Source organism: Cobetia sp. UIB-001 (assembly GCF_044789135.1).
Classification (GTDB): Bacteria; Pseudomonadota; Gammaproteobacteria; order Pseudomonadales; family Halomonadaceae; genus Cobetia; species Cobetia amphilecti.
Genome location: NZ_CP058244.1, coordinates 396,468 through 420,635, shown reverse-complemented (window position 1 = coordinate 420,635; position 24,168 = coordinate 396,468). Strand labels below are relative to the sequence as shown.

The 24,168-nt window shown below is 65.8% G+C and carries 19 protein-coding genes; 4 read left to right on the top strand and 15 right to left on the bottom strand.

Annotated features, from left to right (window positions below; genetic code table 11):
• Positions 1 to 31: 31 nt before the first annotated feature.
• On the bottom strand, positions 32 to 655 hold the full coding sequence (locus HA399_RS01910; RefSeq protein WP_054555307.1) for an L-threonylcarbamoyladenylate synthase: 624 nt from the start codon (positions 653 to 655) through the stop codon (positions 32 to 34).
• Between the two features lie 65 nt (positions 656 to 720).
• Positions 721 to 1,581, bottom strand: a complete 861-nt coding sequence (locus HA399_RS01905) for a PHP domain-containing protein (protein ID WP_404326885.1) — start codon at positions 1,579 to 1,581, stop codon at positions 721 to 723.
• 368 nt (positions 1,582 to 1,949) lie between these two features.
• Between HA399_RS01905 and HA399_RS01900 the strand changes: the two genes are divergently transcribed.
• The 3 genes from HA399_RS01900 to mnmC all read left to right on the top strand — a co-directional run bounded on the left by HA399_RS01900 (position 1,950) and on the right by mnmC (position 5,332).
• Positions 1,950 to 2,531: a septation protein A gene (locus tag HA399_RS01900; RefSeq protein ID WP_043333711.1), complete on the top strand. Its 582-nt coding sequence runs from the start codon at positions 1,950 to 1,952 to the stop codon at positions 2,529 to 2,531.
• Positions 2,531 to 2,830, top strand: coding sequence for a YciI family protein (locus tag HA399_RS01895; RefSeq protein ID WP_043333710.1), 300 nt, complete (start codon positions 2,531 to 2,533; stop codon positions 2,828 to 2,830). Before HA399_RS01900 ends, HA399_RS01895 begins: the two co-directional genes overlap by 1 nt.
• A 141-nt stretch (positions 2,831 to 2,971) precedes the next feature.
• Complete coding sequence (gene mnmC, locus HA399_RS01890) at positions 2,972 to 5,332, top strand: bifunctional tRNA (5-methylaminomethyl-2-thiouridine)(34)-methyltransferase MnmD/FAD-dependent 5-carboxymethylaminomethyl-2-thiouridine(34) oxidoreductase MnmC (RefSeq protein WP_404325859.1); 2,361 nt, start codon at positions 2,972 to 2,974, stop codon at positions 5,330 to 5,332.
• A 14-nt stretch (positions 5,333 to 5,346) separates the two neighbouring features.
• Here mnmC and HA399_RS01885 read toward each other — a convergent pair whose 3' ends face one another.
• Both HA399_RS01885 and HA399_RS01880 read right to left on the bottom strand, forming a co-directional pair.
• The gene (locus tag HA399_RS01885; protein WP_404325857.1) at positions 5,347 to 6,084 is read right to left on the bottom strand and encodes a response regulator; all 738 of its coding nucleotides are present in this window, start codon (positions 6,082 to 6,084) and stop codon (positions 5,347 to 5,349) included.
• Between the two features lie 65 nt (positions 6,085 to 6,149).
• Positions 6,150 to 7,967, bottom strand: coding sequence for an ATP-binding protein (locus tag HA399_RS01880; protein WP_404326883.1), 1,818 nt, complete (start codon positions 7,965 to 7,967; stop codon positions 6,150 to 6,152).
• 192 nt (positions 7,968 to 8,159) lie between these two features.
• Between HA399_RS01880 and HA399_RS01875 the strand changes: the two genes are divergently transcribed.
• Positions 8,160 to 9,470 carry a 2-hydroxycarboxylate transporter family protein gene (locus tag HA399_RS01875; RefSeq protein ID WP_404325854.1) on the top strand — a complete coding sequence of 437 codons (1,311 nt, stop codon included), beginning with the start codon at positions 8,160 to 8,162 and terminating at the stop codon, positions 9,468 to 9,470.
• Between the two features lie 163 nt (positions 9,471 to 9,633).
• Here HA399_RS01875 and HA399_RS01870 read toward each other — a convergent pair whose 3' ends face one another.
• From HA399_RS01870 to HA399_RS01820, 11 genes are all read right to left on the bottom strand, one after another.
• On the bottom strand, positions 9,634 to 9,936 hold the full coding sequence (locus HA399_RS01870; RefSeq protein ID WP_248379925.1) for a YheU family protein: 303 nt from the start codon (positions 9,934 to 9,936) through the stop codon (positions 9,634 to 9,636).
• Positions 9,937 to 10,004: 68 nt separating this feature from the next.
• Positions 10,005 to 12,119: an NAD-dependent DNA ligase LigA gene (gene ligA / locus HA399_RS01865; RefSeq protein ID WP_404326881.1), complete on the bottom strand. Its 2,115-nt coding sequence runs from the start codon at positions 12,117 to 12,119 to the stop codon at positions 10,005 to 10,007.
• A 452-nt stretch (positions 12,120 to 12,571) separates the two neighbouring features.
• The gene (locus HA399_RS01860; RefSeq protein WP_404325851.1) at positions 12,572 to 13,684 is read right to left on the bottom strand and encodes a cell division protein ZipA C-terminal FtsZ-binding domain-containing protein; all 1,113 of its coding nucleotides are present in this window, start codon (positions 13,682 to 13,684) and stop codon (positions 12,572 to 12,574) included.
• Between the two features lie 413 nt (positions 13,685 to 14,097).
• A complete protein-coding gene (gene smc, locus HA399_RS01855) occupies positions 14,098 to 17,619 on the bottom strand; it encodes a chromosome segregation protein SMC (protein ID WP_404325849.1) in 3,522 nt (1,173 codons plus the stop codon).
• 280 nt (positions 17,620 to 17,899) lie between these two features.
• On the bottom strand, positions 17,900 to 19,252 hold the full coding sequence (gene ccmI / locus HA399_RS01850) for a c-type cytochrome biogenesis protein CcmI (protein ID WP_404325846.1): 1,353 nt from the start codon (positions 19,250 to 19,252) through the stop codon (positions 17,900 to 17,902).
• A complete protein-coding gene (locus HA399_RS01845; protein ID WP_404325843.1) occupies positions 19,249 to 19,797 on the bottom strand; it encodes a cytochrome c-type biogenesis protein CcmH in 549 nt (182 codons plus the stop codon). The genes ccmI and HA399_RS01845 overlap by 4 nt, the downstream gene beginning before the upstream one ends.
• Complete coding sequence (locus HA399_RS01840) at positions 19,794 to 20,372, bottom strand: DsbE family thiol:disulfide interchange protein (protein WP_404325842.1); 579 nt, start codon at positions 20,370 to 20,372, stop codon at positions 19,794 to 19,796. Before HA399_RS01840 ends, HA399_RS01845 begins: the two co-directional genes overlap by 4 nt.
• The gene (locus HA399_RS01835; protein ID WP_404326880.1) at positions 20,369 to 22,369 is read right to left on the bottom strand and encodes a heme lyase CcmF/NrfE family subunit; all 2,001 of its coding nucleotides are present in this window, start codon (positions 22,367 to 22,369) and stop codon (positions 20,369 to 20,371) included. Before HA399_RS01835 ends, HA399_RS01840 begins: the two co-directional genes overlap by 4 nt.
• Entirely contained in the window at positions 22,369 to 22,899 is a 531-nt protein-coding gene (gene ccmE, locus HA399_RS01830) for a cytochrome c maturation protein CcmE (protein ID WP_404325839.1), read from the bottom strand. The genes HA399_RS01835 and ccmE overlap by 1 nt, the downstream gene beginning before the upstream one ends.
• A gap of 81 nt (positions 22,900 to 22,980) precedes the next feature.
• Entirely contained in the window at positions 22,981 to 23,259 is a 279-nt protein-coding gene (ccmD, locus tag HA399_RS01825; protein WP_404325838.1) for a heme exporter protein CcmD, read from the bottom strand.
• A complete protein-coding gene (locus tag HA399_RS01820) occupies positions 23,256 to 24,023 on the bottom strand; it encodes a heme ABC transporter permease (protein WP_404326878.1) in 768 nt (255 codons plus the stop codon). The genes ccmD and HA399_RS01820 overlap by 4 nt, the downstream gene beginning before the upstream one ends.
• Between the last annotated feature and the right edge of the window lie 145 nt (positions 24,024 to 24,168).

Here is a 24,168-nt window from a genome sequence, read left to right as displayed (position 1 = left end):
GTCAGCGCCGTGAAGCGCTACGCTGTCGCGATCACTCCGTGAAGCTCGAGATATCGCCGCGCCCTTCGCGCACGATCACCGGCGGCAGCTCGCGCAGGTCCACCACACTGGTGGTCTCGAAGCTGCAGGCGCCACCGTCGATGACCAGATCCAGCGCATGTCCGAAGCGCTCGCGAATCTCTTCGGCGTCCGTCATCGGCAGCTCCTCACCCGGCGGAATCAGCGTCACGCTCATCAGCGGTTCGCGATGGGTTTCCAGCAGGGCGTGGGTGATGGCGTGGTCCGGCACGCGCACGCCGATGGAGCGACGCTTGGGATGCAGCAGCAGGCGCGGCACTTCGGAAGTCGCCTGCAGGATGAAGGTGTAGGCACCCGGCGTGTGACTCTTGAGCAGGCGGAAGATGGCGTTGTCGACCTTGGCGTAGGTGCCGATTTCCGACAGGTCAGAACACACCAGGGTGAAGTTGTGCTTGTCGTCCAGCTGACGCAGGCGCTTGATGCGCTCGATGGCCTTCTTCTCGCCCAGATGACAGCCCAGCGCGTAGCCGGAGTCGGTCGGATAGGCAATCACGCCACCCTGCTGGATGATGGCGACGGCCTGATCGATGAGGCGTTTCTGGGGATTTTCGGGATGAATCTGGAAGAACTGTCCCATGCGGTGCTCCTTGCGTCTGGGCGCCAGCCCGGCAGGCGGACTGGCGTCACGGTGATCTCTTGATATCACATGGAGGCAGCGTCGGCCGCAAAAAAGGGCGCGATGCGCGGATGACACCACACGGGCGGCACCTTGGTACGGGGCGGCGGACTCATGCTGCCGGGCGCCAGCGGGCCGCCGGGGAAGTGGAAATCACTGCCGACGGAGGCGTAGAGACCCAGCTCATCGAGCTGACGCGCCAGGTCACGCGCGCGATCGATATTCTGGAAGCCGCTGACCAGCTCCGCGCCTTCGCCACCGGCGGCAATGAAGTCACGCAGCAGCTCGCCACGCTTGGTGCGGGTCAGCTTGTAGCGCATCGGGTGCGCCATCACGGCGATGCCGCCATCGGCACGCACCCAGCCCACCGCCTCTTCGATCTCCGGCCAGTGCGCCTTGACGTCACCTTTCTGGCCCGCGCCCAGATGCCGCTTGAAGGCGTCCTGCAGGTTGCGTGCAATCCCGGCCTCGACCAGCGCGCGGGCGAAATCCGGGCGTGACAGCGGGCGGTCGCCTGAGCCACTCAGCGTGGCCTGTTCCCGGGCGCGCTCGAAGGCATTCTCGAGCCCGAGCTTTTCCATGCGCGTGGCGATCTCGTGGCTGCGTCGCTCACGCGCCTCGTGCTGCTGCTTGAGACCGGCGCTCAGCGCATCGCCGGCGCCCTCGGGCATCAACGCCACGATGTGGATGGTCTGGTTGCGCCAGCGGACCGACAGCTCACAGCCGGGCAGCAACGAGATACCCTCGGCGCGGGCGGCCTGCTGTGCCTCGAAGATGCCTTCCATGCTGTCGTGATCGGTCAGTGACATGCGTGACAGACCGCGCCGCGCGGCCAGGGCCACCAGCTCTGTCGGTGCCATGCCGCCATCGGAGGCGGTGGAATGCATGTGCAGGTCGATGTCCGGCACCTCGATATCGGAATCGAAGTGCTCCGGCAGCGGGCGAAACTCGATCGGCTTGCGGGATGTGGAAATCGGCGAAGAGTCGGACAGAACGTCGGACACGGGGAACCTCTCGGGATGAACGTCTGTGCCACGCGATGCCTGAGATGCAGGCGATCCAGCGGGCCAGACGTCGGGCAGTATTGGCTGCGATGCGCGCCCGGACACACAGGGGCTTTGTCAGCAGGCAGCAATGGCGGCAGAATGAGCACATGCAGGCAGGGGTGCGCCGCTGGTGTCAGACAGGATACCACTCGCACAGGCCCTTGCCTTCCCGACGGCTGCGTCGTCGTGTTCAGGAGTGCGCATTACCCATGAAGATGTTGCTCGACTTTCTGCCGATCGTGATCTTCTTCGCCGTCTACAAGATGACTGGCGACATGATCATGGCTACCGCCGTGTTGATTCCCGCGACCCTCGCGCAGGTGCTGTACATCTACTGGCGCCACAAGCGCGTCGAGAAGATGCAGCTGGTCACCCTGGCGCTGGTCGTCGTGCTGGGTGGCGCGACCGTGCTGTTCGGCAACAGCTCCTTCATCCAGTGGAAGCCCACCGTGGTCAACTGGCTGTTCGCCGTCGCCTTCCTGCTGTCTCCGCTGTTCGGCGGCAAGCCGCTGGTGGAGCGCATGATGGAAAAGGCGATTCAGCTGCCACGCCCCATCTGGCACCGCCTCAATCTGGCCTGGGTGGTATTCTTCCTCGCCATGGGCGGCCTCAACATCTATGTCTTCAGCCATTATTCGGAAGACATCTGGGTCGATTTCAAGCTGTTCGGCATGCTCGGTCTGACACTGCTGTTCGTCATCGTTCAGGGCGTCTACCTGTCCCGTCACATGGTGCAGGCCCCTCAGGAAGAGAACGCTTCCTCGACCAATTCTCAAAAGGATGATTCGTGATGCTCTACTCCATTGTCTGTCAGGACGTCGAAGGTAGCCTCGAAGCGCGCATGGCGGCGCGCCCGCCGCATCTGGCACGTCTGGAGGCGCTGCACGCCGCCGGTCGTCTGGTCATCGCCGGCCCCAACCCGGCCATCGACAGCGAAGCACCGGGTGAAGCCGGCTTCAGCGGCAGCGTCATCATCGCCGAGTTCGATTCCCTCGAAGACGCCCAGAAGTGGGCCGATGCCGATCCCTTCGTCATCGCCGGTGTCTATGAAAGCGCCGAAGTGAAGCCCTTCAAGCAGACCCTGCCCTAGCCCGGCGTCCGACCGGTCATCTGACCGGCGGTTTCTCACAGACGACGGACAGCCTGGCTGTCCGTCGTCTGCGTTGCAGGCCTTGCTCTGCCGCTGTCTCGCTGTGCTGCTCTCCCGCTCGACCTCCTGCCAGGAATGCCCGTGAACGACCACCCCTCCTCTCCCCGCCAGCCCGCCCCCGGCCAGTCAGCTCCTGATCAGTCAAATTCGAATCAGACCGCCTCGTCAGCCCGAAAGACTTCGCCGCAGCAAGCCCCGGGCAGCGCGGCACGCAAGCCTGCCACGACGCCACCGAGCGCGATCGAGCCGGTCACGGCGCCCGGCGTAGTGCCGAACGTGCCACTGGCGCCACTGGCGGCACTGGAGGAGGCGCAGCTCGAGTGGGATGACACCGCGCCACAGGCCACCGATTACGGCGATGTGTACTTCTCGATCCACGATGGCCGCGCCGAGACCGTGCACGTCTTCCTCGACAGCAATCGTCTGAGCGAGCGCTTCCGTGATTGGCGGGAAGCGCGCCCCTTCGTGATCGGCGAGACCGGCTTCGGCACCGGCCTCAACATCCTGTGCGCCGCCCAGCGCTTTCTGGCAACGGCGCCCGCCGAGGCGCGCCTGCATGTCGTCTCGGTGGAAAAGCACCCGATGCGCGCCGCGGATCTCGAGCGGGCGCTGTCCGCCTGGCCGGATCTCGCCTCGCTGGCGAAGCCGCTGGTCGCTCAATGGCCCGCTGCCGTCCTCGGCGTGCACCGCCTGTGGCTGGATGAGCGCATCACCCTGGACTTGCACTTCGGCGATGCGGTGGAGCGCCTGTCGCGCCTGGAAGGTGGCGTGGATGCCTGGTTCCTCGATGGCTTCTCGCCGTCGAAGAATCCGCAGATGTGGTCACCCGAGCTGTTCGCGGCCATGGCGGGTGTCTCGCGCCCCACGGCGACCTTCGCCACCTTCACCGCCGCGGGCTTCGTGCGGCGTGGCCTGCGCGCGGCAGGCTTCGTGTGGCGCAAGGTGCCCGGCCACGGCATGAAGCGCGAGATGATCTGCGGCGAGCTGGACGAGCCGACCGCCGCCGCGCGCGCCGAACTGATGGGACTTGATGTCTCTCCCGCATCCGGTCATGCCCCCATGCAGGAGCACGCGGTGCGTGGCGCCCTTCATCCGCTGCGTCGTGAGCAGCCCTGGACCCAGCCCCCGCAGCCCGCGCCGATCGCTCGCGAGACGCATGTCGCGGTACTCGGCGCCGGTATCGCCGGCACCAGCTGCGCCGAGGCGCTGGCGCGGCGCGGTGTGAAGGTCACGCTGATCGATGCCGAAGCCCCCGGCGCGCGTGCCTCCGGCAATCGCCAGGGTGCGCTCTACGTCAAGCTGGCCGCCGAGACCAATCCCGCCAGTCGCTTCCAGCTGGCCGCGCTGCAGTACAGCCGGCGCTGGCTGGCAAGCCTCGATCCCGAGCAGACCCTGTGGTCCGCCAGCGGCGTGCTGCAGCTGGCCACCAGTGAACGTGAGCGCAAGCGCCAGCAGCGCTTCCTCGACAATCACCCGCTGCCCGAGGCGCTACTCAAGCCCGTCAGCGCCAGCGAGGCCAGCCGGATCGCCGGCAGCGAGATCATCTTCGACGGCCTCTTCTATCCGGTCGCCGGCTGGGTGCGCCCCAACGCGCTCTGCCAGCATCTCGCCACCACCCCGGGCATCCGCTTCCTGCAGGCGCGCATCGAGGCCATTCAGTCGCTGGGGGCTGGGGAAGGCAGAGAGGAAGACGCAGAGACAGGCAACGGCGCGCCAACATCACGCTGGCAGCTGCAGACCAGCGACGGCACCAGCATGGAAGTGGATCAGCTGATCGTCGCGCTGGGGGAGCAGACTCACCTGCCCGAACCACTCGCGCACCTGCCGCTGCTGCCGATTCGCGGCCAGGTCAGCGAGATCACGGTAGCGCCGGAACACGCCGCGCACCTGCCCGCGCTCGACAGCGTGGTCTGCGCCGGTGGCTATGTCTCGCCCTATCAGCGCCACGCCGATGGCAGCGTGACCCTCAGCTTCGGCGCGACCTTCGCCCCGCGCGATGAGGATGAGGCGGTCCGCGAGGCAGACCACGCCGCCAATGTCGCGGAGCTGCGCAGTGCCCTGCCCGCCTTCGTCGCCGCCTGGGAGCAGGCGCGTGGTATCAGACTGGAAGACGATGACTGGCAGGGACGCGTCGCCTGGCGCGCCGCCAGCCCGGACAAGAGCCCGCTGGCCGGCCCGGCACCGGACGCCGCGCAATGGCGTGAGGATTACGCCGCCATGGCCTTCGATGCGAAAAAGCGCGTGCCGCAGTCGAGCGGCACCCACCTGCCCGGCCTGTGGCTCTCCACCGCACACGGCTCACGCGGCTTCACCACCGCCCCGCTGTGCGCCGAACTGATCGCCTCGCAACTGTGTGGCGAGCCGCTGCCGCTGGAACGCGAACTGGCCGAGCACCTGCACCCGGGACGCCGCCTGATCCGCGATATTGTCCAGCGGCGCTGAGAGGTCGGTATCACTCAGGCCTGACGGCACTGTCTGGACAGGGCCTGACGGTCGATGACCTGATAGGTGAAGGATGGCCGGCCGATCTGACCGTAGTGGAAGGCCTCGCTGAGCATGCCGCAGGCCGCGAGATGGCGCAGGTACTTGCGGATGGTCACTCGCGACATGCCGGTGGCAGGCAGCAACGCCTCACTGGTGAAGCTGCCTTCCTCACGCGGCAGCGCCTGGATGGCACTGGCCACCAAGGCAAGTGACGCCGCCGTCACGCCCTTGGGCAGGCGCCCCTCGGGTACCGCGCCCGCAGCGCCGCTGACCAGCCCTTGCACGCCGAAGAGCTGGTCCAGTTGTTGCTGGCTGACTTCACCCTCTAGGCTCTCCAGCTGCTGGCGCCCGCGACGCGCCAGTGCCAACGCCTGCTGAAAACGGGCGAAGCTGAAGGGTTTGACCAGGTAATCGCACACCCCGAGCGCATGTGCGCTGCGCACCGTGTCCGCCTCACTGGCAGCGGTGATCAGGATCACCTGGATATCGGGGGCGGCGTGGCGCCTCAGCCATCGCAACACTTCCAGCCCGCTGCGACTGCGCAGATAGACATCCAGAAGCACCAGGTCCACCGCTTGCTGCGCCAGCACGTCGAGTGCCGTCGCGACATCCTCGCACTGGGCCACCAGGCGCATGCCGTCGATGCGACTGAGGTATTCGACATTGAGACGCATGACCATGGGGTCGTCTTCGACTATCAGCACACGCATGCGCTCTGGCTCCTTCGTTGTGCAAGTTCCGGCCGCAACGCCATCCCGTGATGCGCGGCCCCCTATCAGGGCGCCGCGCCAGTCAGCAGTCGGCAAGGCAGGGTCAGCTCGACCAGGGTACCGCCGCCCGAGGGCGCATAGAGGTGCCATTCTCCCTCGCGCGCGGTCACGATCTCCTGCACCAGCGACAGGCCCAGCCCGCGGCCTTCTCCATGACTGCTCACCCCCGCCATGCGTGCCGTCTGTCTCAGCTCCGTCGGCATGCCGGGGCCGTTGTCCGCCACGCTGATCGACAACTGCGCCTCTGCCGACGGGTCCAGTGATTCCAGCATCAACCCCAAGGTCACAGACGGGGAGTGAGCGTCAGCGCCCACCTCCTCCAGCGCTTCGAAGGCATTGTCGAGCAGATTGCCGATCACGCTGACCAGATCATGACTCAGGCTACGCTCCAGCACCGGAAACTCGGCCTGAGCGCCCTCGTCCTGTGACATTCCCCACTCAGCGCAGCGGCCATGATGGCATTCGATCTCCAGCTCGACCGCCAGCGTGATGCCACGCTCGCGAGCCTCGCTGTGCTTGCCGATCAGAAGACCTGCCAGCAGAGGGTCCGCGATGCGCTCGGCGGCCGCGGCATCCGCCGGCAACTCCCGCTCCACCAGCAACGCCAGATAATCGCGCAGACCGGCGAGGTCCTGCATCTGCGTCAGGCCCGACAGCACATGCAGCCGGTTGCGAAACTCATGGCGCGCGGCGCGCAGTGACTCTGCCTGACGGCGGACGCCGGTCAGCTCCTCGGCGAGGCGCTGCATGCGGTCGTGCTCGCGCAGTACCAGCACGCCGCCCATCAGCAGCTCGCCATCATGCACCCGCTGGCAACGCACCAGCAATCGCCGCCCGCCGTGAGTCACCTGGCGCAGGCGGGTCTCTTCCTGTTCGCTCACCGGCTGGCGCGCGACGAGGCACTCACGCATGCCGGTGTCGGGCAGCCAGCCATCAAGGTGCTCTCCCAGCGTCGGCAAGGCCCCCAACAACTCGCGCGCCGCGGCATTCACCAGCGTGATCCGCCCCTCGGGATCGACCACGATGATGCCCTCTTCCAGGCTGGCCAGCACCGCCTGATGCTCCTCCACCAGGCGCGCGATGGCCGCCGGCTCCAGTCCCTTGAGCTGTCTGCGCAGATAGCGCGCAAGTCCCAGTGCGCCCAGCGTGCCGAACAGCATCAACACACCCAGTCCGAGCAGCAGCTGGCGCTTCTCATCGGCCAGACGCCGCCCCAGGGAATCCAGCGTGATACCGATGGCCACCGCACCGACGACGGCGCGCTCACCGCCCCTGGACGCATTCGCCATGACCGGAACGAAGCTGCGCAGGCTTTCGCCGAGCGTGCCGCGGGATTCGGAGAGGTAGGAGGCACCGGCAAGCGCACGCTGTTCGTCGCCACCCTGGAAGGGCTGCCCGATGCGTGCGGGGTCCGGGTGACTGAGCCGCAGGCCATCCGGGCGCATCACCACGATGAAGTCGACGGCATTCTCCCGACGCAGTCGCTCGATGCGTGCCGCCAGCCGGCTGTCCGCGACAGGAGGCGCAGCCTGCGGTGAGCTGGCCTCGCTCAGGGCAGAACGCACCTCGGGCAGACGCGCGATGCGCTGGGCAAGAGCGGCAATGCGCTGGCCCTGAATCTCGCGCTGGGTCCGCTCCAGCTGGGCACTGAAGAGCCAGGCCGCGACCAGCAGGCTGACGATCACCATGCCGGCGGCGAGCAATGAGGTCAGCGCGCTCAGCCCGGGTTGAGAATGCCGCAACACGCCGGACAAGCCATGTGCCCCCTTGGTGGCATGGCCATTCGGCCCCGCGCATGGGCGAGCGGCAGCCGGCGCTTTCATAAGTTTCAAAAGGCTTTCTTTAATTCGCAAAACTTGGCCCTCGGGAGCCACACCGTAAGCTCCCTGTGACGCGCATCCAGTGCGCGAACATGATGTCCCTTCCCCGTCCCAAACGATCCCGCGATGCCACGCCAACGCGTCCGGGCATGACAACAGGTCCTGCAACGACAGAGTGCAGGACAAGGAGCATGCATGACACATTCCTCGCAGACCGCCACGGCCACGCCTGCCGCAGAGTCCCCCTGGCACAAGACGCGCATCTTCGGCATGTCGCTGCCGATCTTCACCCTGTCCTTTCTGGTCCTTGTCGCCGCCATCGCCACCGACACCCTGCCTGCCGGCATGATCGGCGCGCTGCTGGTCATGATGATTCTCGGGGAGCTGCTGGGCTTTCTGGGCGACCGCCTGCCGATCATCAACAGCTATCTGGGTGGCGGCGCCATTCTCGCCATCTTCGGTGCCGCAGCGCTGGTCTACAGCGGCTGGCTGCCGCAGGAGGTCACGGCGAATGTCAGTGAGTTCATGAAGGCCGGTGGCTTTCTGAACTTCTACATCGCGGCGCTGATCACCGGCAGCATTCTCGGCATGGACTCCCGCGTGCTGGTCAAGGTCGGGGCCCGCTTCGCGCTGCCACTGCTGTGCTCGGTGCTGTTCGCGGCGCTCTTCGCGATGCTGGTCGGCTGGGTCATGGGCTTCTCGCCCAAGGATGCCGTCATGGTCATCGCCCTGCCCATCATGGGCGGCGGCATGGGCGCAGGTGCCGTGCCGATGAGCCAGATCTACGAGCAACTGCTGGGGCAACCGGCCAGCTACTATATCTCGATCCTGGTGCCGGCACTGGCCCTGGGCAATGTCTTCGCCATCATCATTGCCGGGCTGCTCAACGGGCTTGGCAAGCGCTTCCCGTCACTGACCGGTGGCGGCCAGATGATGCCGGGCGTCAATGTCCGCGAAGAGAAGAGCACGCCTGACCTGTCCCAGCTGGGCATCGGCATGGTGATTGCCCTGAGCTTCTTCGTCGCCAGCCAGATTCTCGGCAAGGTCATTCCGCTGCACCCCTACGCGCTGATGATCATCGCGGTCGCCGTGCTCAAGTGCGCCAACCTGGTACCGGAGAACATCAATCAGGCCGCCGCCCAATGGTTCCGGTTCGTGGCAGGCAACTGGACCTTCGCGCTGCTGTTCGGCATCGGCGTGGCCTATACCGATCTGGGCCAGGTGATCGATGCCATCACCATCACCTACGTGGTGATCGTGTTCGGTGTCGTCGCGGGCGCCGCCTTCGGTGCGGGGCTGGTGGGCAAGCTGGTTGGCTTCTATCCCATCGAGTCCGCCATCACCGCTGGTCTGTGCATGGCCAACATGGGCGGCACGGGTGACGTCGCCGTACTCTCGGCGGCCAATCGCATGCAGCTGATGCCCTTCGCGCAGATTTCCTCGCGCCTGGGCGGGGCCTTGATCCTGCTGATCTCGAGCCTGGTCATGCCGATGTGGTTCGCATGATCCGGCGCATCGCCAGACGCCACTAACCGCACCAACTGGTGCAACAACTGGTGCATCATGAACGACAACGCCCCTGGCCTGTGCCAGGGGCGTTGTCGCTTCCAGCCCCGGGGTCAGGGGCAGGGTCAGGGCATGCTCAACACAGCATGACCGCTGGCCGGGCTCAGTCGCCCTCTTCCTCATCGTCCGCCAGCTGGCGACCGAAGGACTGCCATTGCTCCAGCGTCATCACCTCGGTGGATTCGGTGCCGATGTCATGGACGATCAACAGCTTGCCGCGTGACAGCTGGCCTTCCAGCTCCGCGACCCAGCCGGCCATGCCTTCACCGACATCGGTGGTGTCGTAGCCCTGACGGGTGACGAAGGCTTCCAGCAGGGCGCGCCGTGTATCGGCGGGCAGCATGGTCTGCGGCACCTCGATGAAGCGGTCCCGCGGGTCCATCTGATCAAGTGGCATCTGGCTCATGGGTAACTCCTGTCCATCATCAGGGTGGCGTGGCGCCGCCTGCGGTGCATCGTTCAGCGTATCCGTACTCATGCATCCTCTCCCGCGCTGTCTTGCGCGCTGTCCTGCACATTGGCTTGCGCACTGTCTTGCGGATTGTCCTGCTGTGCATCAGCACCGGATTCCCATTCGGCCAGGCGCTGCACGAAGGTCTCTTCGTCCAGCACCGTGAGGCCCAGCTGCATGGCTTTCTCGAGCTTGCTGCCCGCCGCCTCGCCGGCGACCACACCGGCGGTCTTCTTCGAGACACTGCCCGCCACCTTGGCGCCCAGCGCCTGCAGACGTGCCTTGCCTTCATCACGCGTCATGCTGTCGAGGCTGCCGGTCAGCACCCAGGTCTGGCCTGCCAGCGGCTGGGGGCGCTCACCGATCTCGACCTCTTCCCAGCTCAGTCCACAGGCGAGCAACGCTTCCAGCGTCTCGTTGTTGGTCGGCTGCTGGAAGAAGGTATGGATATGCGCGGCGACGATGGGGCCGACGTCCTCCACTGCCTCCAGCGCGGCCTGATCCGCTGCGCGCAGCGCTTCCAGGGTGCCGAAGTGCGTGGCCAGATTCGCGGCGGTGGCTTCACCGACTTCCCGGATGCCGAGGGCATAGATGAAGCGCGCCAGGGTGGTGTTGCGGCTCTTGTCCAGCGAAGCGACCAGATTGGCGGCGGACTTCTCGCCCATGCGCGGCAGCTCGGCGAGCGTGGCAACTTCCAGGTGGAACAGGTCCGCCGGCGTCTTGACCAGCTCACGCTCGATCAGCTGCTCGATCAGCTTCTCACCGAGGCCATCGACATCCAGCGCCTTGCGGCTGGAGAAGTGCTTGAGGGCTTCCTTGCGCTGCGCGGCGCAGATCAAACCACCCGCGCAGCGTGCCACCACCTCGCCTTCGAGGCGCTCGATCTCGGAGCCGCACACCGGGCAGCCGTCCGGCAGCACGATGGCTTCACGGCTGGCACCTTCACTGGCGACCCGCACCACCTGCGGGATGACGTCGCCGGCGCGCCGAATGATGACGCTGTCACCGATCTGCACGCCGAGACGTTCCACCTCGTCCATGTTGTGCAGTGTGGCATTGGACACCACCACGCCGGCAACCTGCACCGGTGCCAGCCGGGCGACCGGTGTCAGCGCGCCAGTGCGTCCGACCTGAAAATCGACGCCTTCCAGGGTGGTTTCCTGCTCCTGCGCCGGGTACTTGTAGGCGATGGCCCAGCGCGGTGCGCGCGCCACGAAGCCCAGTTCACGCTGCAGACGCAGTGCATCGAGCTTGATGACCGCGCCATCGATGTCGTGATCGAGGCCATCCCGCTGCTCGCCGAGGCGGCGGGTGTAGTCGATGATGCCCTGGGCACCGCGCACCACCTCAAGCTGCGGGCTGGTGCGGAAGCCATAGTCGTTGAGCAGCGCCATCAGACCGGAATGATTCTGGCCAGCCTCGCTGGCGAGCAGCGCATCATCCACCCGCGCGACCTGATAGGCGCAGAATTCCAGCGGACGCGAGGCGGCGATATTGGAATCCAGCTGGCGTAGGCTACCGGCGGCGGCATTGCGCGGGTTGGCGAACACCTTGCCATCCTCGTCGCGGCCGCGCGCGTTCAGCGCCTCGAAGCCAGCGTGGCTCATGTAGACCTCGCCGCGCACTTCCAGCAGCTCCGGCAGATCATCACCCCGCAGCTTGAGGGGGATCGAGCGGATGGTGCGCAGATTGGTGGTAATGCCTTCGCCGGTGCGGCCATCGCCGCGCGTCACGCCCTGCACCAGCACGCCATTCTCGTAGATGAGCGACACGGCCAGGCCATCGAGCTTGGGCTCGCAGCAGAAGCTCAGCTCGTCACCCGCGTCCTGAGCGTCTCCCAGCTCCAGCATTTTCGCCGCACGTTGCACGAAGGCGCGCAGCTCATCGTCATCGAAGGCGTTGTTGAGCGACAGCATCGGTACCGCATGCTGCACTTCTTCAAAGCCGCTGGCCGGCGCGGCTCCGACACGCTGGGTGGGTGATTCCGAGCTGATCAGCTGGGGATATTCGGCTTCCAGCGCCTCGAGGCGACGCAGGCGCGTGTCGTAGTCGGCATCGGTCAGCGTCGGATCATCCAGCACGTAATAGCGGTGGCTGGCCTCAAGCAGCTCGCGATGCAGCTGCGCGACCTCCTCCATCACCTTGGCAGGCACGCCTTCCACCGCGGCCGGTGCAGCGGAGCGGGAAGCGCTCGCGGCGTTGGAATCATCGGCGGGCGCCGAAAACAGATCATCCTGGGCTGACATGACACTCACTCGAAACAGTGGCTCGCCAGCACTGCCAGAAGGCAGCGCTGAGCGACCTGAAAACGGGTGGCGACCCCTCCGACCTGACGCACTTGCAAGAGCTTGCAAAGACTTGCAGGCAGAGGGGTCGCCTTGATGCTGCCATTGTACTCAATGTGATCGACAGGCCACACATTCAAGCACTCAGGGCGACAGTCAGGGGCTGGCCCGGAACGTTAGAGGCTGCAAAAGGCTGTCAGAGGCTGCAAGAGGTCGGCAGGACACGCAAACGCCAACGGCGACCCGAAGGTCGCCGTTGGCGTTCTGGCATGACTGGTCGACTCAGAGAATGGCTGGGGAGTCGATCAGTTGGCCTGGTAGCGATGCAGACGATTGCGACGCTCGAACTCATGCACCTGCTGGCGCTTGAACTCGATGGTCTGGGCCGTCATCACGCTGTGGTTCTCGTCTTTCAGCTCACCGCCCAGACGACGCACCAGCAGCATGGCGATCTCGACCATGGTCTCGAAGGCGGCGGAGGTGTCGTCCGCGCCCGGCAGCGGCATCAGGAAGGTGACGCCATCCAGCTGACTGTCCACCATCTCGGCCGGCTTGAAGATGCCCGGCTTGACCACGTTGGCCATCGCGAACTGCAGCGGGCTGTCATCGTCATCTTCCTCGTGGCGCAGGAACAGCCCCATCTCGGAATGACGCAGACCACAGGCCAGCGAGATGCCCAGCACGTCTTCACCGCTGAAGCCTTCATCGCCGCGCGCCATCACCGAGATGATGATGACTTCACTGGCATCGGCCAGGGTGTCACGTGCGAGCTGGTCATCGACCTGATTGCGTTCGGCACGCAGCACCAGCGGATGACGATCATCCTCGGGCGCTGTGGCATCGGCAGCAGGCGCTGTGGCCGCTTCCAGCGAAGGCTCCTGGCGCTGGGAAGCACTGTCGGCGACATCGGCCGGCTTGCCAGCGTACGACGCCTCAGTCCTCGCATCCTGACCTTCCTCGATCTCGGCCATCGGCTCGAGATCATCGGCCTGGGTGGAGGAGACGCTGATGCTGTCGTCCTCGGCGGTGATCACCGGCTTCTCATGGAAGTCGTCTTCGCGCGCCGTCTCGGCCTGCTCGCTGGAGGCGCTGCCGAGCACGGGCTCACGATGCGCATCGTCGTGCTCATGCTCGTCATCACGCCGTGCGCCCAGACTGGCCGTCACGTCGCGCATCGACTGGCTGGCACGTGCACCGAAGGCAGCCGCACGCTCGCCGAAGCCCTTGCGCTCCGGCGCTTCACGACGCTCCATGGGCTGCGCCGGACGACTCGGTTGAGTCACCCGCGAGGCCTTGATGCCGTGCGCATTGTCGAGCACGACATCTTCCTCGGCTTCGGCATGCGTCTCGGAATCGCCAACCACCCGGTAGCCGCCGTTCGGCAGCTCCCAGTTGTCACGTTCTTCCTCTTCTTCCACCGCGGGATTGCCCGCATCGTCGGTGGAATCCTCTGTACCCGCTCGATCCAGTCGGGGTACTCGACGTTGACGTTGGAGCCTGCGCACACCGTCAACGACGATGATTGCGACCAGCACCAACCCCAACAAGATGAGCCACTCTCTCAATTCCATGGGTCATTAGCCTGTTTGCTTGGGCACCATGCACGTGAACAGCATAGCGCGATTGCAGAAAAAGGGGACATTTTTTCGAATGTCAATCCTGTGGTGGTGACCTGCGCAATCGCCCTTCAATTATCCCTGACTGACACTATGACGCAAACTCGTAGTGCTTTCGATGTCTAGATGCAACACGATCTTGCCAACTAGGCCGCCAAGGCGGCCACTGGCTACCGCGCCGGAGGATGACCTTGCCCTCCTGAACGGCTTTTCCCTCACGCTTCGGCAAGCACGGCAGCTTCTTCTATCCCTACAGAGACAAGGCGCGAGACGCCGGGTTCCTGCATGGTGACACCCATCAGCCGATCTGCCGCTTCCATGGCGATCTTGTTATGGGTGATATAGATGAACTGTACGCTTTCCGACATCTCCTTCACCAGCCTCGCATAGCGTCCGACGTTGGCATCATCCAGCGGTGCATCCACCTCATCGAGCATGCAGAACGGGGCCGGATTGAGCTGGAAGATGGCGAAGACCAGCGCCAGTGCCGTCAGTGCCTTCTCGCCGCCTGACAGCAGGTGAATGGTGGAGTTTTTCTTGCCCGGTGGCCGCGCCATGATCGCGACTCCCGTCTCCAGCAAATCATCACCAGTCAGCGTCAACCATGCGGTTCCGCCCCCGAAGATCTTGGGGAAAAGCGCCTGGATTCCGGCATTGACCTTGTCGAAGGTGTCCTTGAAGCGCACCCGTGTTTCCTGGTCAATCTTGCGGATGGCGCGCTCGAGGGTCTCCAGCGCTTCGCTCAGCTCGGCATGCTGGGCTTCCAGGTAGTTGCGACGCTCGGCCTGCTGGTCGTATTCCTCGATGGCCGCCAGGTTGATGGCCCCCAGCCGCTTGATGCGCTCGCCGATCTGCTCGAGGTTGTGGCTCCAGGCCGATTCGGTGGCATTGGGGTCCAGCTCGTCCTCGAGCTGCGTGATCGCCGCCTCGTCATAGCCCAGTTCCACCAGTTGCTCGTCCTGCGCATCGCCCTTGAGGGTCAGCGCCTGCACCTGCATGCGGCCTTCCTCGAGGCGCTGACGAATCCCCTCGAGATTGCGCTCATGAGTCTGACGCGCCTGTTCCGCCTGACGCATCTGTTCGACCAATTCATGAGTCTTGTCACGACAGGCGTTGAGCTTGGTTTCCTGATACAGACGTGTCTCGAGCAGCATCTCGAGCTTTTCGCGCTCTTCTTCCTGCGGCAGTGAGGCTTCTTCGCGGCTGGCCTCGAGCATCTCGATGCGCTCGGCGAGCTTCTCGCGCTGCTCGACGGCTCGCATGCGCTGGCCCTGCATGCCGTCACGCTCGGTGGTCAGGCGCTGACGCTCCATGTCGAGGCGGTTGACCTGCTCACGCGCGGGCGCCAGCTGGGCACGCAGCCCGGCCAGCGCCTCCTGATGTTCGCGCCGTGAACGCTCCAGCGACTCACGCGACTGGGCGTTGTTCTCGACCGCCTCCAATGCCTGCTGCCAGCGCTCGCGCGCCTCCTCCAGCGTCAGGGCCTGAGTCTCGCGCGTTTCCGCCAGCTGCTCGAGCTCCTCATCCAGCTCTCGGGCGCGACCATCGACATGCTCCAGGCGGCTGGCGATGCCGGCCTCCTTGAGACTGAGTTCACGCTGGCGCTCGCCCAGCTCACGCTCTTCGACGCGCAGATGCTCGAGCTGCTGCTCGGCGCCGGCAATCTGTTCGGCGGCTGCGGCCAGACGCGTCTCGATCTCCTCGAGACGCTCATCCAGTGACTCGAGCTCCAGCACCACCTGCTCGAGGCGCGCCCGCTGGGCGATGACGCTATCGGCACGTTCACCTGCCACCTGACGGCGGCTCCAGCCCTGCCCCAACCACAGACCATCCGGCGTCAGCACGCTCTCGTGCGCGGCCAGCGAATCACGCCTGGCCCAGGCGGCTGCCTGCGACTCGACACAGTGGATGCTGGCCAGCCAACCGGCCAAGGCATCCGCGCCGCTCACCTGCGCCGCCAGAGTGCCGGCGGGGCGGGTTGCCGCGCTGGACGCCGGCGTGCCATCGACCAGCAACAGTTCGCCGCCGGGCAGCTCATCCATCAGCGTGGCCAGACGCGACGGCTCGCTCGCCGCCAGACGCGCCTTGAGGAAGGGGCCCAGCACCCAGGCGCTGGCCGATTCCCAGCCCTCGGCGACCTCGAGCCCCTCGGCCAGCGCCGGGGTCTCGGCGAGCCCATGCTGCTCCAGGTGGCTCGCCAGGCTATCATCGTCGTCACGCAGCGCCGCGTCGATCAGTGCCTCAAGCGAGGCCTTCTCGCCCTGCAAGACGTTGCGACGCTGGCGCAGCTGATCGCGCTCTCCATCCAGCGCCAGACGATCGGCCTGGGCCTGCTCACGGGCTTCACTGGCCTGCTCGCGGCGCGACTCCAGCGATTCGCCGCTGAGCGACAATTCATCGAGCTGCTCGCGCAGCTCCTCGCGGGCTTCACGCAGCTCGGCGACATCCGGCAGCTCCGCCAGCTGCTGGCGGCGGCGCTCGCGCTGGCGCTCGGCGTCGGCGATGGCATTCTCGAGCTGCTGGATCTCGCTCTGGGCGCGCTCGGCGCCACGCTGGGCTTCGTTGTCGGCCTGACTGAAGCGCTCCCACTCGCTCTGGCTGTCCTGGCGGCGCTCCTCGGCCTCCTCCAATGACAGCTCGAGCCCTTCGAGGGTCTCGCGGGCCAGCTCGAGTTCCGGGGCGATGTCTTCCAGACGCGCATCGATCATCTCGAGGCGCTCGCCGTCCTCACCCTCGACGCGCTGGATGTCGCTCAGCTCACGCCTGGCCATCTCGAGATCCGCCGCCAGCTGCTGCTCACGGGTGCGGGCGTGCTCGAGGCTCTGCTCGAGACGCGCGATCTGGGCGCCGGTCTCATAGAAGGCGGCCTGATGGGTTTCCAGCTCACCGGCCAGCTCGTCGTGCTGATAGCGCTGCTCTTCCAGCTGGCTCTCGCACTGACGCTGACCGAGAATCTCGCGCTCGACGCCGGTTTCCAGCTCCGCGACGCGTGACTGCTGCTCGCGCTGCTGCGCACGCAGGCCCCGCCGGCGCAGCACGGCCAGTTCGCCCTTGAGGCGGTATTCGTCCTGCTTGAGGGTCTGATAGCGCTTGGCGGCCTCGGACTGACGCTTGAGGCGCTCGAGCTGCTTGTCGAGCTCCTCACGCAGGTCATCCAGGCGCTCCATGTTTTCCTGGGTGCGCTTCATGCGGTTCTCGGTCTCGCGGCGGCGCTCCTTGTACTTGGAGATGCCTGCGGCTTCCTCGAGGGTGCTGCGCAGGTCATCCGGGCGCGCCTCGATCAGCTGCGAGATCATGCCCTGACCGATGATGGAGTAGGAGCGCGGCCCGAGGCCGGTGCCGAGGAAGACGTCGGCGATATCACGCCGGCGGCACTTCTGGCCATTGAGGAAGTAGCCGGACTGGCCATCGCGCGTCACCAGACGCTTGACCGCTATCTCGGCGTACTCGGACCAGGCGCCACCGAGGCTACCGTCGGCATTGTCGAAGGTCAGCTCGATGGAAGCCTGCCCCACCGGCTTGCGTCCGGTGGAGCCATTGAAGATGACATCCGTCATCGACTCGCCACGCAGATTCTTGGCGCTGGACTCGCCCATCACCCAGCGCACAGCATCGATGACGTTCGATTTCCCGCAGCCGTTGGGGCCGAGAATCGCCGTCATGTTGCTGTCGAAGGGCACGGTGACCGGATCGACGAAGGATTTGAAGCCGACCAGCTTGATCGATTTGAGCCGCATTGCGCCTGGCGCGTCCTTGAGTCTGGAGAAAGAAGGTCTGAAGAAACAACTTTTGGAGAAAGAAGCTCTGACGCAGGAAAACCTGAAATACCGCGGCGTCGCAGGCCTTTCGATAAGAGCCCGCACCACCGCAAGGTAAACATGTCCTTACGACGAGACAGCCGGTCATCGAGGGTATTTTCGAAAAACCAGCGCGCAGTCTACCCAAAAGCGGCGATGGCCCCAACCGGCGCAATGACAAACGAAGCCGTCATCGCGCGGGCCAGGGGCCAATTGCGGCTTACTGAGTGACGCGGTGATCGATGCGCAGTGCCAGCGGCGCCTGTGTCGCATCAGCGCCTTTCTCGTCATCGGCGTCAGCACTGCGCGTGACGATGACATTCTCGAGCTTGCCTTCGAGATCTCCCGGCTGGGCCGTCGGCTGCCCGGAGGCGGAGATGCGCGCCACGAGCGTGACGCGCTCGGCCATCGAGAGCCGCGCCATCGGGGCCATGGCATTGTCATCCGACAGAGTGAGCGTCAGCGGCAGCTTGTCCGCGGTGGTGCGCACCACTGCCAGCGGCGGCAGCTTGCCTTCGCCATCGCGCGCCACGATGAACAGGGTCGCCGCTTCGGCACTCACCGGCAGCGCCGCCAGCTGCGCCTCGAGCGCCGGGTCCAGTGACACCTTGAGCGTCAGACGTGCGGCGCCCTCCTTGCTGTCCTGATCAGTCGCCGCGCCTTGCTCTGGCGCGACCGAGTTGGCCAGGGCGACCGAGGCATCGACATCACCGGCACTGGCCATGCGCTGGCGTGCGGCCTTGATGCCTTCGCGCAGCGCCTTGGCGGCATCGGGATTCTCGAAGCCGGCAATCGCCTTGCGCCAGTAATCGATGGCCTCGGGATAGCGGGCATGGTCGAAGGCCTCGATCCCGAGCAGGCCGAGTACCGTCGGCTGACGCGGATCGGCCGCCAGCACTTCATCGACCAGCGTCTGGACCTCATCGGTCAGGGTGCGCTGGGCGGCGAAGAACTTGAGCTGCGCCAGCTGCGCGATCAGCGCAGGCACGCGGCCCTCGAGCGCGATCAACGCCTCGAGCGACTGCATGGCCTCATCGAGACGTCCGGCATCGCGGTAGAGCGGGAACAGCGCCATCCACACCTTGGCGTTGTCGGGCTGGGCCTCGGCCTCGGCGCGCAGCCGGGCGATACGCGCCTCGAAGCTGGCAGCATCGTGGATCGGCGTGGCGGCAATCGCCTGCGCCAGCGCCAGGTCCCCGCTCGCGCCTTCGCGCTGATACCAATAGAGCGAGCCCGCCACCATCGCCACCAGCAACACGGGCACCAGCACGCGCCCGCTGCTGGCCGCCTTGAGCGGGGAGCGCTTGAGGGATTCGGCATCTTCCAGCAGGCTGCGTTCCAGCTCGACCCGCCCTTCCGCCAGCGCCGTGTCATCCAGCTCGCCGCGCGCATGGCCGCGCTCCAGCGAGGCCAGTCGACGCCGATAGACACGCACGTTCTCGGCGCCGAGGCTGTCGTTGTCCTCGAAGGCCTGCTGATCGGCATGCACGCGACGCGCGTGCCGCAACGGCAGCAACAGCAGCCAGCCGGCGGGAATCAACAGCACGGCAATCGCCAGCCATAACAGGATCATGAGCGCTCCTTGGCAGTGTGTTGCCCAGCGCCGGGCTGCTCATCGCTGGACTGGCGGTGCGTGGCGAGCAATGCCGACAGGCGCGCCTGCTCATCATCATCCAGCGCACGCACACGCGCACGCCGCCGAGCGCGCACGATCAGGGTCACGACCAGCAAGCCGAGCAGAATCAGGACAGCGGGACCGCCCCACAGCAGCCAGGTGCGCCCATCGAGGCGCGGGTTGTAGAGCACATACTCGCCGAAGCGCGCGACCATGAAATTCTGGATCTCGCTGTCGCTGCGGCCATCCTTGAGCAGGTCCGCCACGTTCTGGCGCATGTCACCGGCGATGGGAGAGTCCGAGTCACCGATCGCCTGGTTCTGACACTTGGGGCAGCGCAGCGCGGCGGTCAGGCTGTCGTAGCGCTTCTGCAGCACCGGATTGTCGAACTGATGCATCTCGATGGCGGCATGCGCCTTGCCGGCAGACAGCCAGGCAAGAAACATCAGCACCACCAGCGCCTGCACCAGCGGGATGGCGAAACTCCTGAGCACGGATTTCATGAGCTGGCCTCCTCATCGGGCATGCTGGCGGAATCAGTCGCGGGCTCCGCGATGCGCTCCAGCGTCGGCAGGATGACGTCGCGGACATCTTCGGGCCGGATGTAGCCGGTGTGGTGATAGCGGATCACGCCCTCGGCATCGACCAGGAAGGTTTCCGGTGCCCCATAGACGCCGAGATCAAAGCCCAGCGTGCCCTCGGGGTCGAACAGATTGACGCTGAACGGGTTGCCGAATTCCTCCAGGAACTGGCGGCCCTTGGCGCGGGTGTCCTTGTAGTCGACGCCGACCATGTGCACGCCGCGGCTGGCGAGATCCAGCAGCTGCGGCATCTCGTGCTTGCAGGTCGGGCACCACTCGCCCCAGACATTGACGAGGCTGACCTGCCCCTTGAGCAGCGAGGCATCGAGGCGCGCCTGCGGATCACTCAAGGTGCTGAGCGAGAATTCGGGGAAGGGCCGCGACAGCAGCGCGGAGTCCCGTGCATAGGGGTCATCATCGAGGCGCTGGTAGAGGAAGGCGCCCAGCCCCACCACGACCACCAGCGGCACGAACAGCACCAGACGACGAACATTCATGGGCGAGCCTCCTGCGTGGCGAGGGAGCGGGTGTCAGACGCCGTGCTGGCCTCGACACGCCGGCGATAACGGCGATCCAGCACGGCGATCACACCGCCCGCCCCCATCAGCAGGGCGCCCAGCCACAGCCAGCGCACGAAGGGTTTGACCTGGATGCGTACCGCCCAACTGTCGTCATCCAGCTTCTCGCCCATGGCGACGTAGAGGTCACGCGTGAAGCCGGCATCAAGCGCGGTCTCGGTCATCGGCATGCCGCTGGCCAGGAACAGACGCTTCTCGGGATGCAGTGTCGTCACGGGGTCACCATCTCGGCTGACTTCCACCGTGGCGCGGTCCGACAGGTAGTTGGGGCCGCGATATTCGCCAAGTTCGGTCATGCGGAACTGATAGCCGCCCACGCTGACTTCCTTGCCCTGCACCAAGCGCACGTTCTCGGCGACCTCGGTATTGGAGACCAGCGTCACGCCGACGATGGTCACCGCCAGCCCCAGATGCGCCAGCTGCATGCCCCAGTAGCTGGGTGTGAGGCGCTTGAGCCCCGCCCAGCGACCCGCCTTCGAGGCACTCTTGTCCCACAGGTCGTGCAGCAACGGCAGCACCACCCACAGCGCGATGACCAGCCCGAGCGCCACCGAGAAGCTCCACTCGATATCCAGCGTCAGCGGCAGCAGGCCCCCGATGACGAGGGCCGCGCTGCCGGCCAGCGCCAGACGACGCGCCAGCTCGCGGCCCGGCATCTGCTTCCAGCGCGAGGCCGGGCCGAGGCCCATGAAGGCACACAGCAGCGTGGTCAGCGGTACGAACAGCGCATTGAAGTACGGCGGGCCCACCGAGATCTTGCCCAGCCCCAGCGAGTCCAGCACCAGCGGATAGAGGGTACCCAGCAGCACGGTGATCATCATCACTAGCAGCACGAGATTGTTGACCAGCAGGAAGGCATCCCGCGACAGCCAGTGAAAGCCCAGCGTCGAACGCACGCGCGGTGCACGCAGCGCGAACAGCAGCAGCGAGCCACCGACGGTAATGCCGAGCAGTACCAGAATGAACAGCCCGCGATCGGGGTCACTGGCGAAGGCGTGCACCGAGGTCAGCACGCCGGAGCGCACCAGGAAGGTGCCCAGCAGTGACAGCGAGAAGGCAAAGATCGACAGCAGCACCGTCCAGCTCTTGAAGGCGCCGCGCTTCTCGGTGACCGCCAGCGAGTGGATCAGGGCGGTACCGGCCAGCCACGGCATCAAGGAGGCGTTCTCGACCGGGTCCCAGAACCACCAGCCGCCCCAGCCGAGCTCGTAGTAGGCCCACCAGCTGCCCAGCGCGATGCCGACGGTAAGGAAGGCCCAGGCGATGTTGGTCCAGGGGCGCGCCCAGCGTGCCCAGGCCGCATCGAGACGCCCGCCCATCAGTGCCGCCATCGCGAACGCGAACGCCACCGAGAAGCCCACGTAGCCCATGTAGAGCATCGGCGGATGGATGATCAGCCCGATGTCCTGCAGCAGCGGATTGAGGTCCGTGCCGTCAGCCGGCATGTCCGGCAGCAGGCGCGCGAAGGGATTGGAGGTCAGCAGCACGAAGGCCATGAAGCCGGTGGAGATCAGCCCCATGATGCCCAGCACCCGTGCCAGCATGTCGCGCGGCAGATGGCGCGCGCCCAGCGAGACGGCAAAGCCCCAGCCGGCCAGTATCAGGCTCCACAGCAGCACCGAGCCCTCATGGCTGCCCCACACGGCGCTGAACTTGAAGTACCACGGCAGCTGGCTGTTGGAGTTGTTGGCGATGTAGGCGACGCTGAAATCATCCAGCAGGAAGCTCGCGGTCAGGCAGGCATAGGCGATCAGCACGAACAGGAACTGCCCCCAGGCCATCGGCTGGGCGAAGCTCATCCACAGCGGACGGCGCGTACTGGCCCCCGCCAGCGGTACGACCGCCTGCACACAGGCCAGACAGGCACCCAGAATCAGCGCGAAGTGGCCGATTTCCGGCAACAGTTGCGTCACCATCACGGGGTCTCCTGCGGATCGAGCGCGGCCTTGGCTGCGCTGCTGTCGCTGGCCTTGATGTCAGCCGTATTGCCCGTCTCGATGCCCGTCCTGTTACCAGACACATCTCGTCCGGAGGCCTTGAGTGCCTCCGACACCTCCGGCGGCATGTACTTCTCGTCATGCTTGGCCAGCACCTCGCTGGCCTCGAGATGCTCACCATCGAAGGCGCCCATCACCACCACGCCCTGCCCTTCACGGAACAGGTCCGGCAGGATGCCCTGATAATGCACCGTCACGTCGTGATCGAAATCCGTGACGGTGAAGATGGCATCCAGCGTCTCGTTGTCGCGCCTGACACTGCCATCACGCACCATGCCGCCCGCACGGATCTGCCGCCCCTGGGGCGCTTCGCCACTGGCGATCTGCGTCGGGGTATAGAAGGCGTTGATGTTGGCGCGCAGGGCATAGAGGGTCAGGCCCACCGCGAGGGCGGCCAGCAGCACGATGGCCGTGACGATATACAGGCGCTGCTTGCGTTTGGGAGTCATGGTCAGGGCTCGATCAGGGCAAGGGACGGTCAAGCCTCTCGCGGCCGGCGGGACAACCGCCGCGGGAGGGAGAAAACAGATTCAATCACGAGAGCTGTGGCGCGAAGCCTGATGTGACGAACGATGCGAAGCGCGGTGTGAAGCAGGGTGCGAAGCAGGGTGCGAAGAATGACGAGAAGCGTCACGGCGCAGGCGGCGACGGATATCCGCCTCCAGCGCGCGACGCGACAGCCGCGTGGCGATCACCAGCCCCACAAGACACGCCGCCGTCAGCCCCCAGGCCGACCACACATACAGCGCATGGCCGCCCATGGCGAAGAACTCGCTGACACTTGAGAAGGCGATGCCCGGCAGGTTCATGGCTTGTCCCCTTCTGTCGCGACTACCGCAGCATCGGGGCGCGCATGCGAAGACGGAGTCAGCAGATCACGCACCCACTGCTTGCGACTCTCGCGCCTCAGCACCTCGAGCCGCGTGCGCATCAGCACCAGCGCGCCGAACAGGGCGTAGAAGCCGATCACCATCATCAGCAAGGGGATCCACATGCTGGCCGGCATCGGCGGCGCTTCGCTGAGCGTGAAGGTGGCCGGTTGATGCAGTGTGCTCCACCAGTCCACCGAATACTTGATGATCGGGATGTTGACCATGCCGACCAGCGCCAGGATCGAGGCCGCGCGCGAACCGCTGTCACGGCTGGCGAAGGAGCCACGCAGCACGATCACGCCCAGATACAGGAACAGCTGGATCAGCATCGAAGTCAGCCGGGCATCCCAGATCCACCAGGTGCCCCAGGTGGGGATGCCCCACACCGAGCCGGAAAACAGTGCCAGCGCCGTCATCAGCGCACCGACGGGCGCGGCGGCCGTGGCGACCATGTCCGCCAGCTTGATCTTCCACACCAGGAAGATGAGCGCGCACACCGCCAGCAGCATGAAGCACGACTGGGCGAGAATCGCCGCCGGCACATGCACATAGATGATGCGGAAGCTGTTGCCCTGCTGGTAGTCGGCGGGCGCGAAGACCAGCCCCCAGACACTGCCGGCCACCAGCGCGATGATGGCCAGGGCCCAGAGCCATGGCAGCCAGCGCTGGCTGGCCGCGAAGAAGGTCGCCGGTGCGCCCATGCGATGCAGCCACGGCCATAGCCCGCCCTTGCGGGGGCGAATCTTGCGGGCAGGCGCTTGAGGAGAGTCGGAGTCGGCGGTCACACGGGCCTCTTGTCAGGGGCAATGAAGAGCCTTGCGAATGCCCGAGAATGCTCGGGCAGCG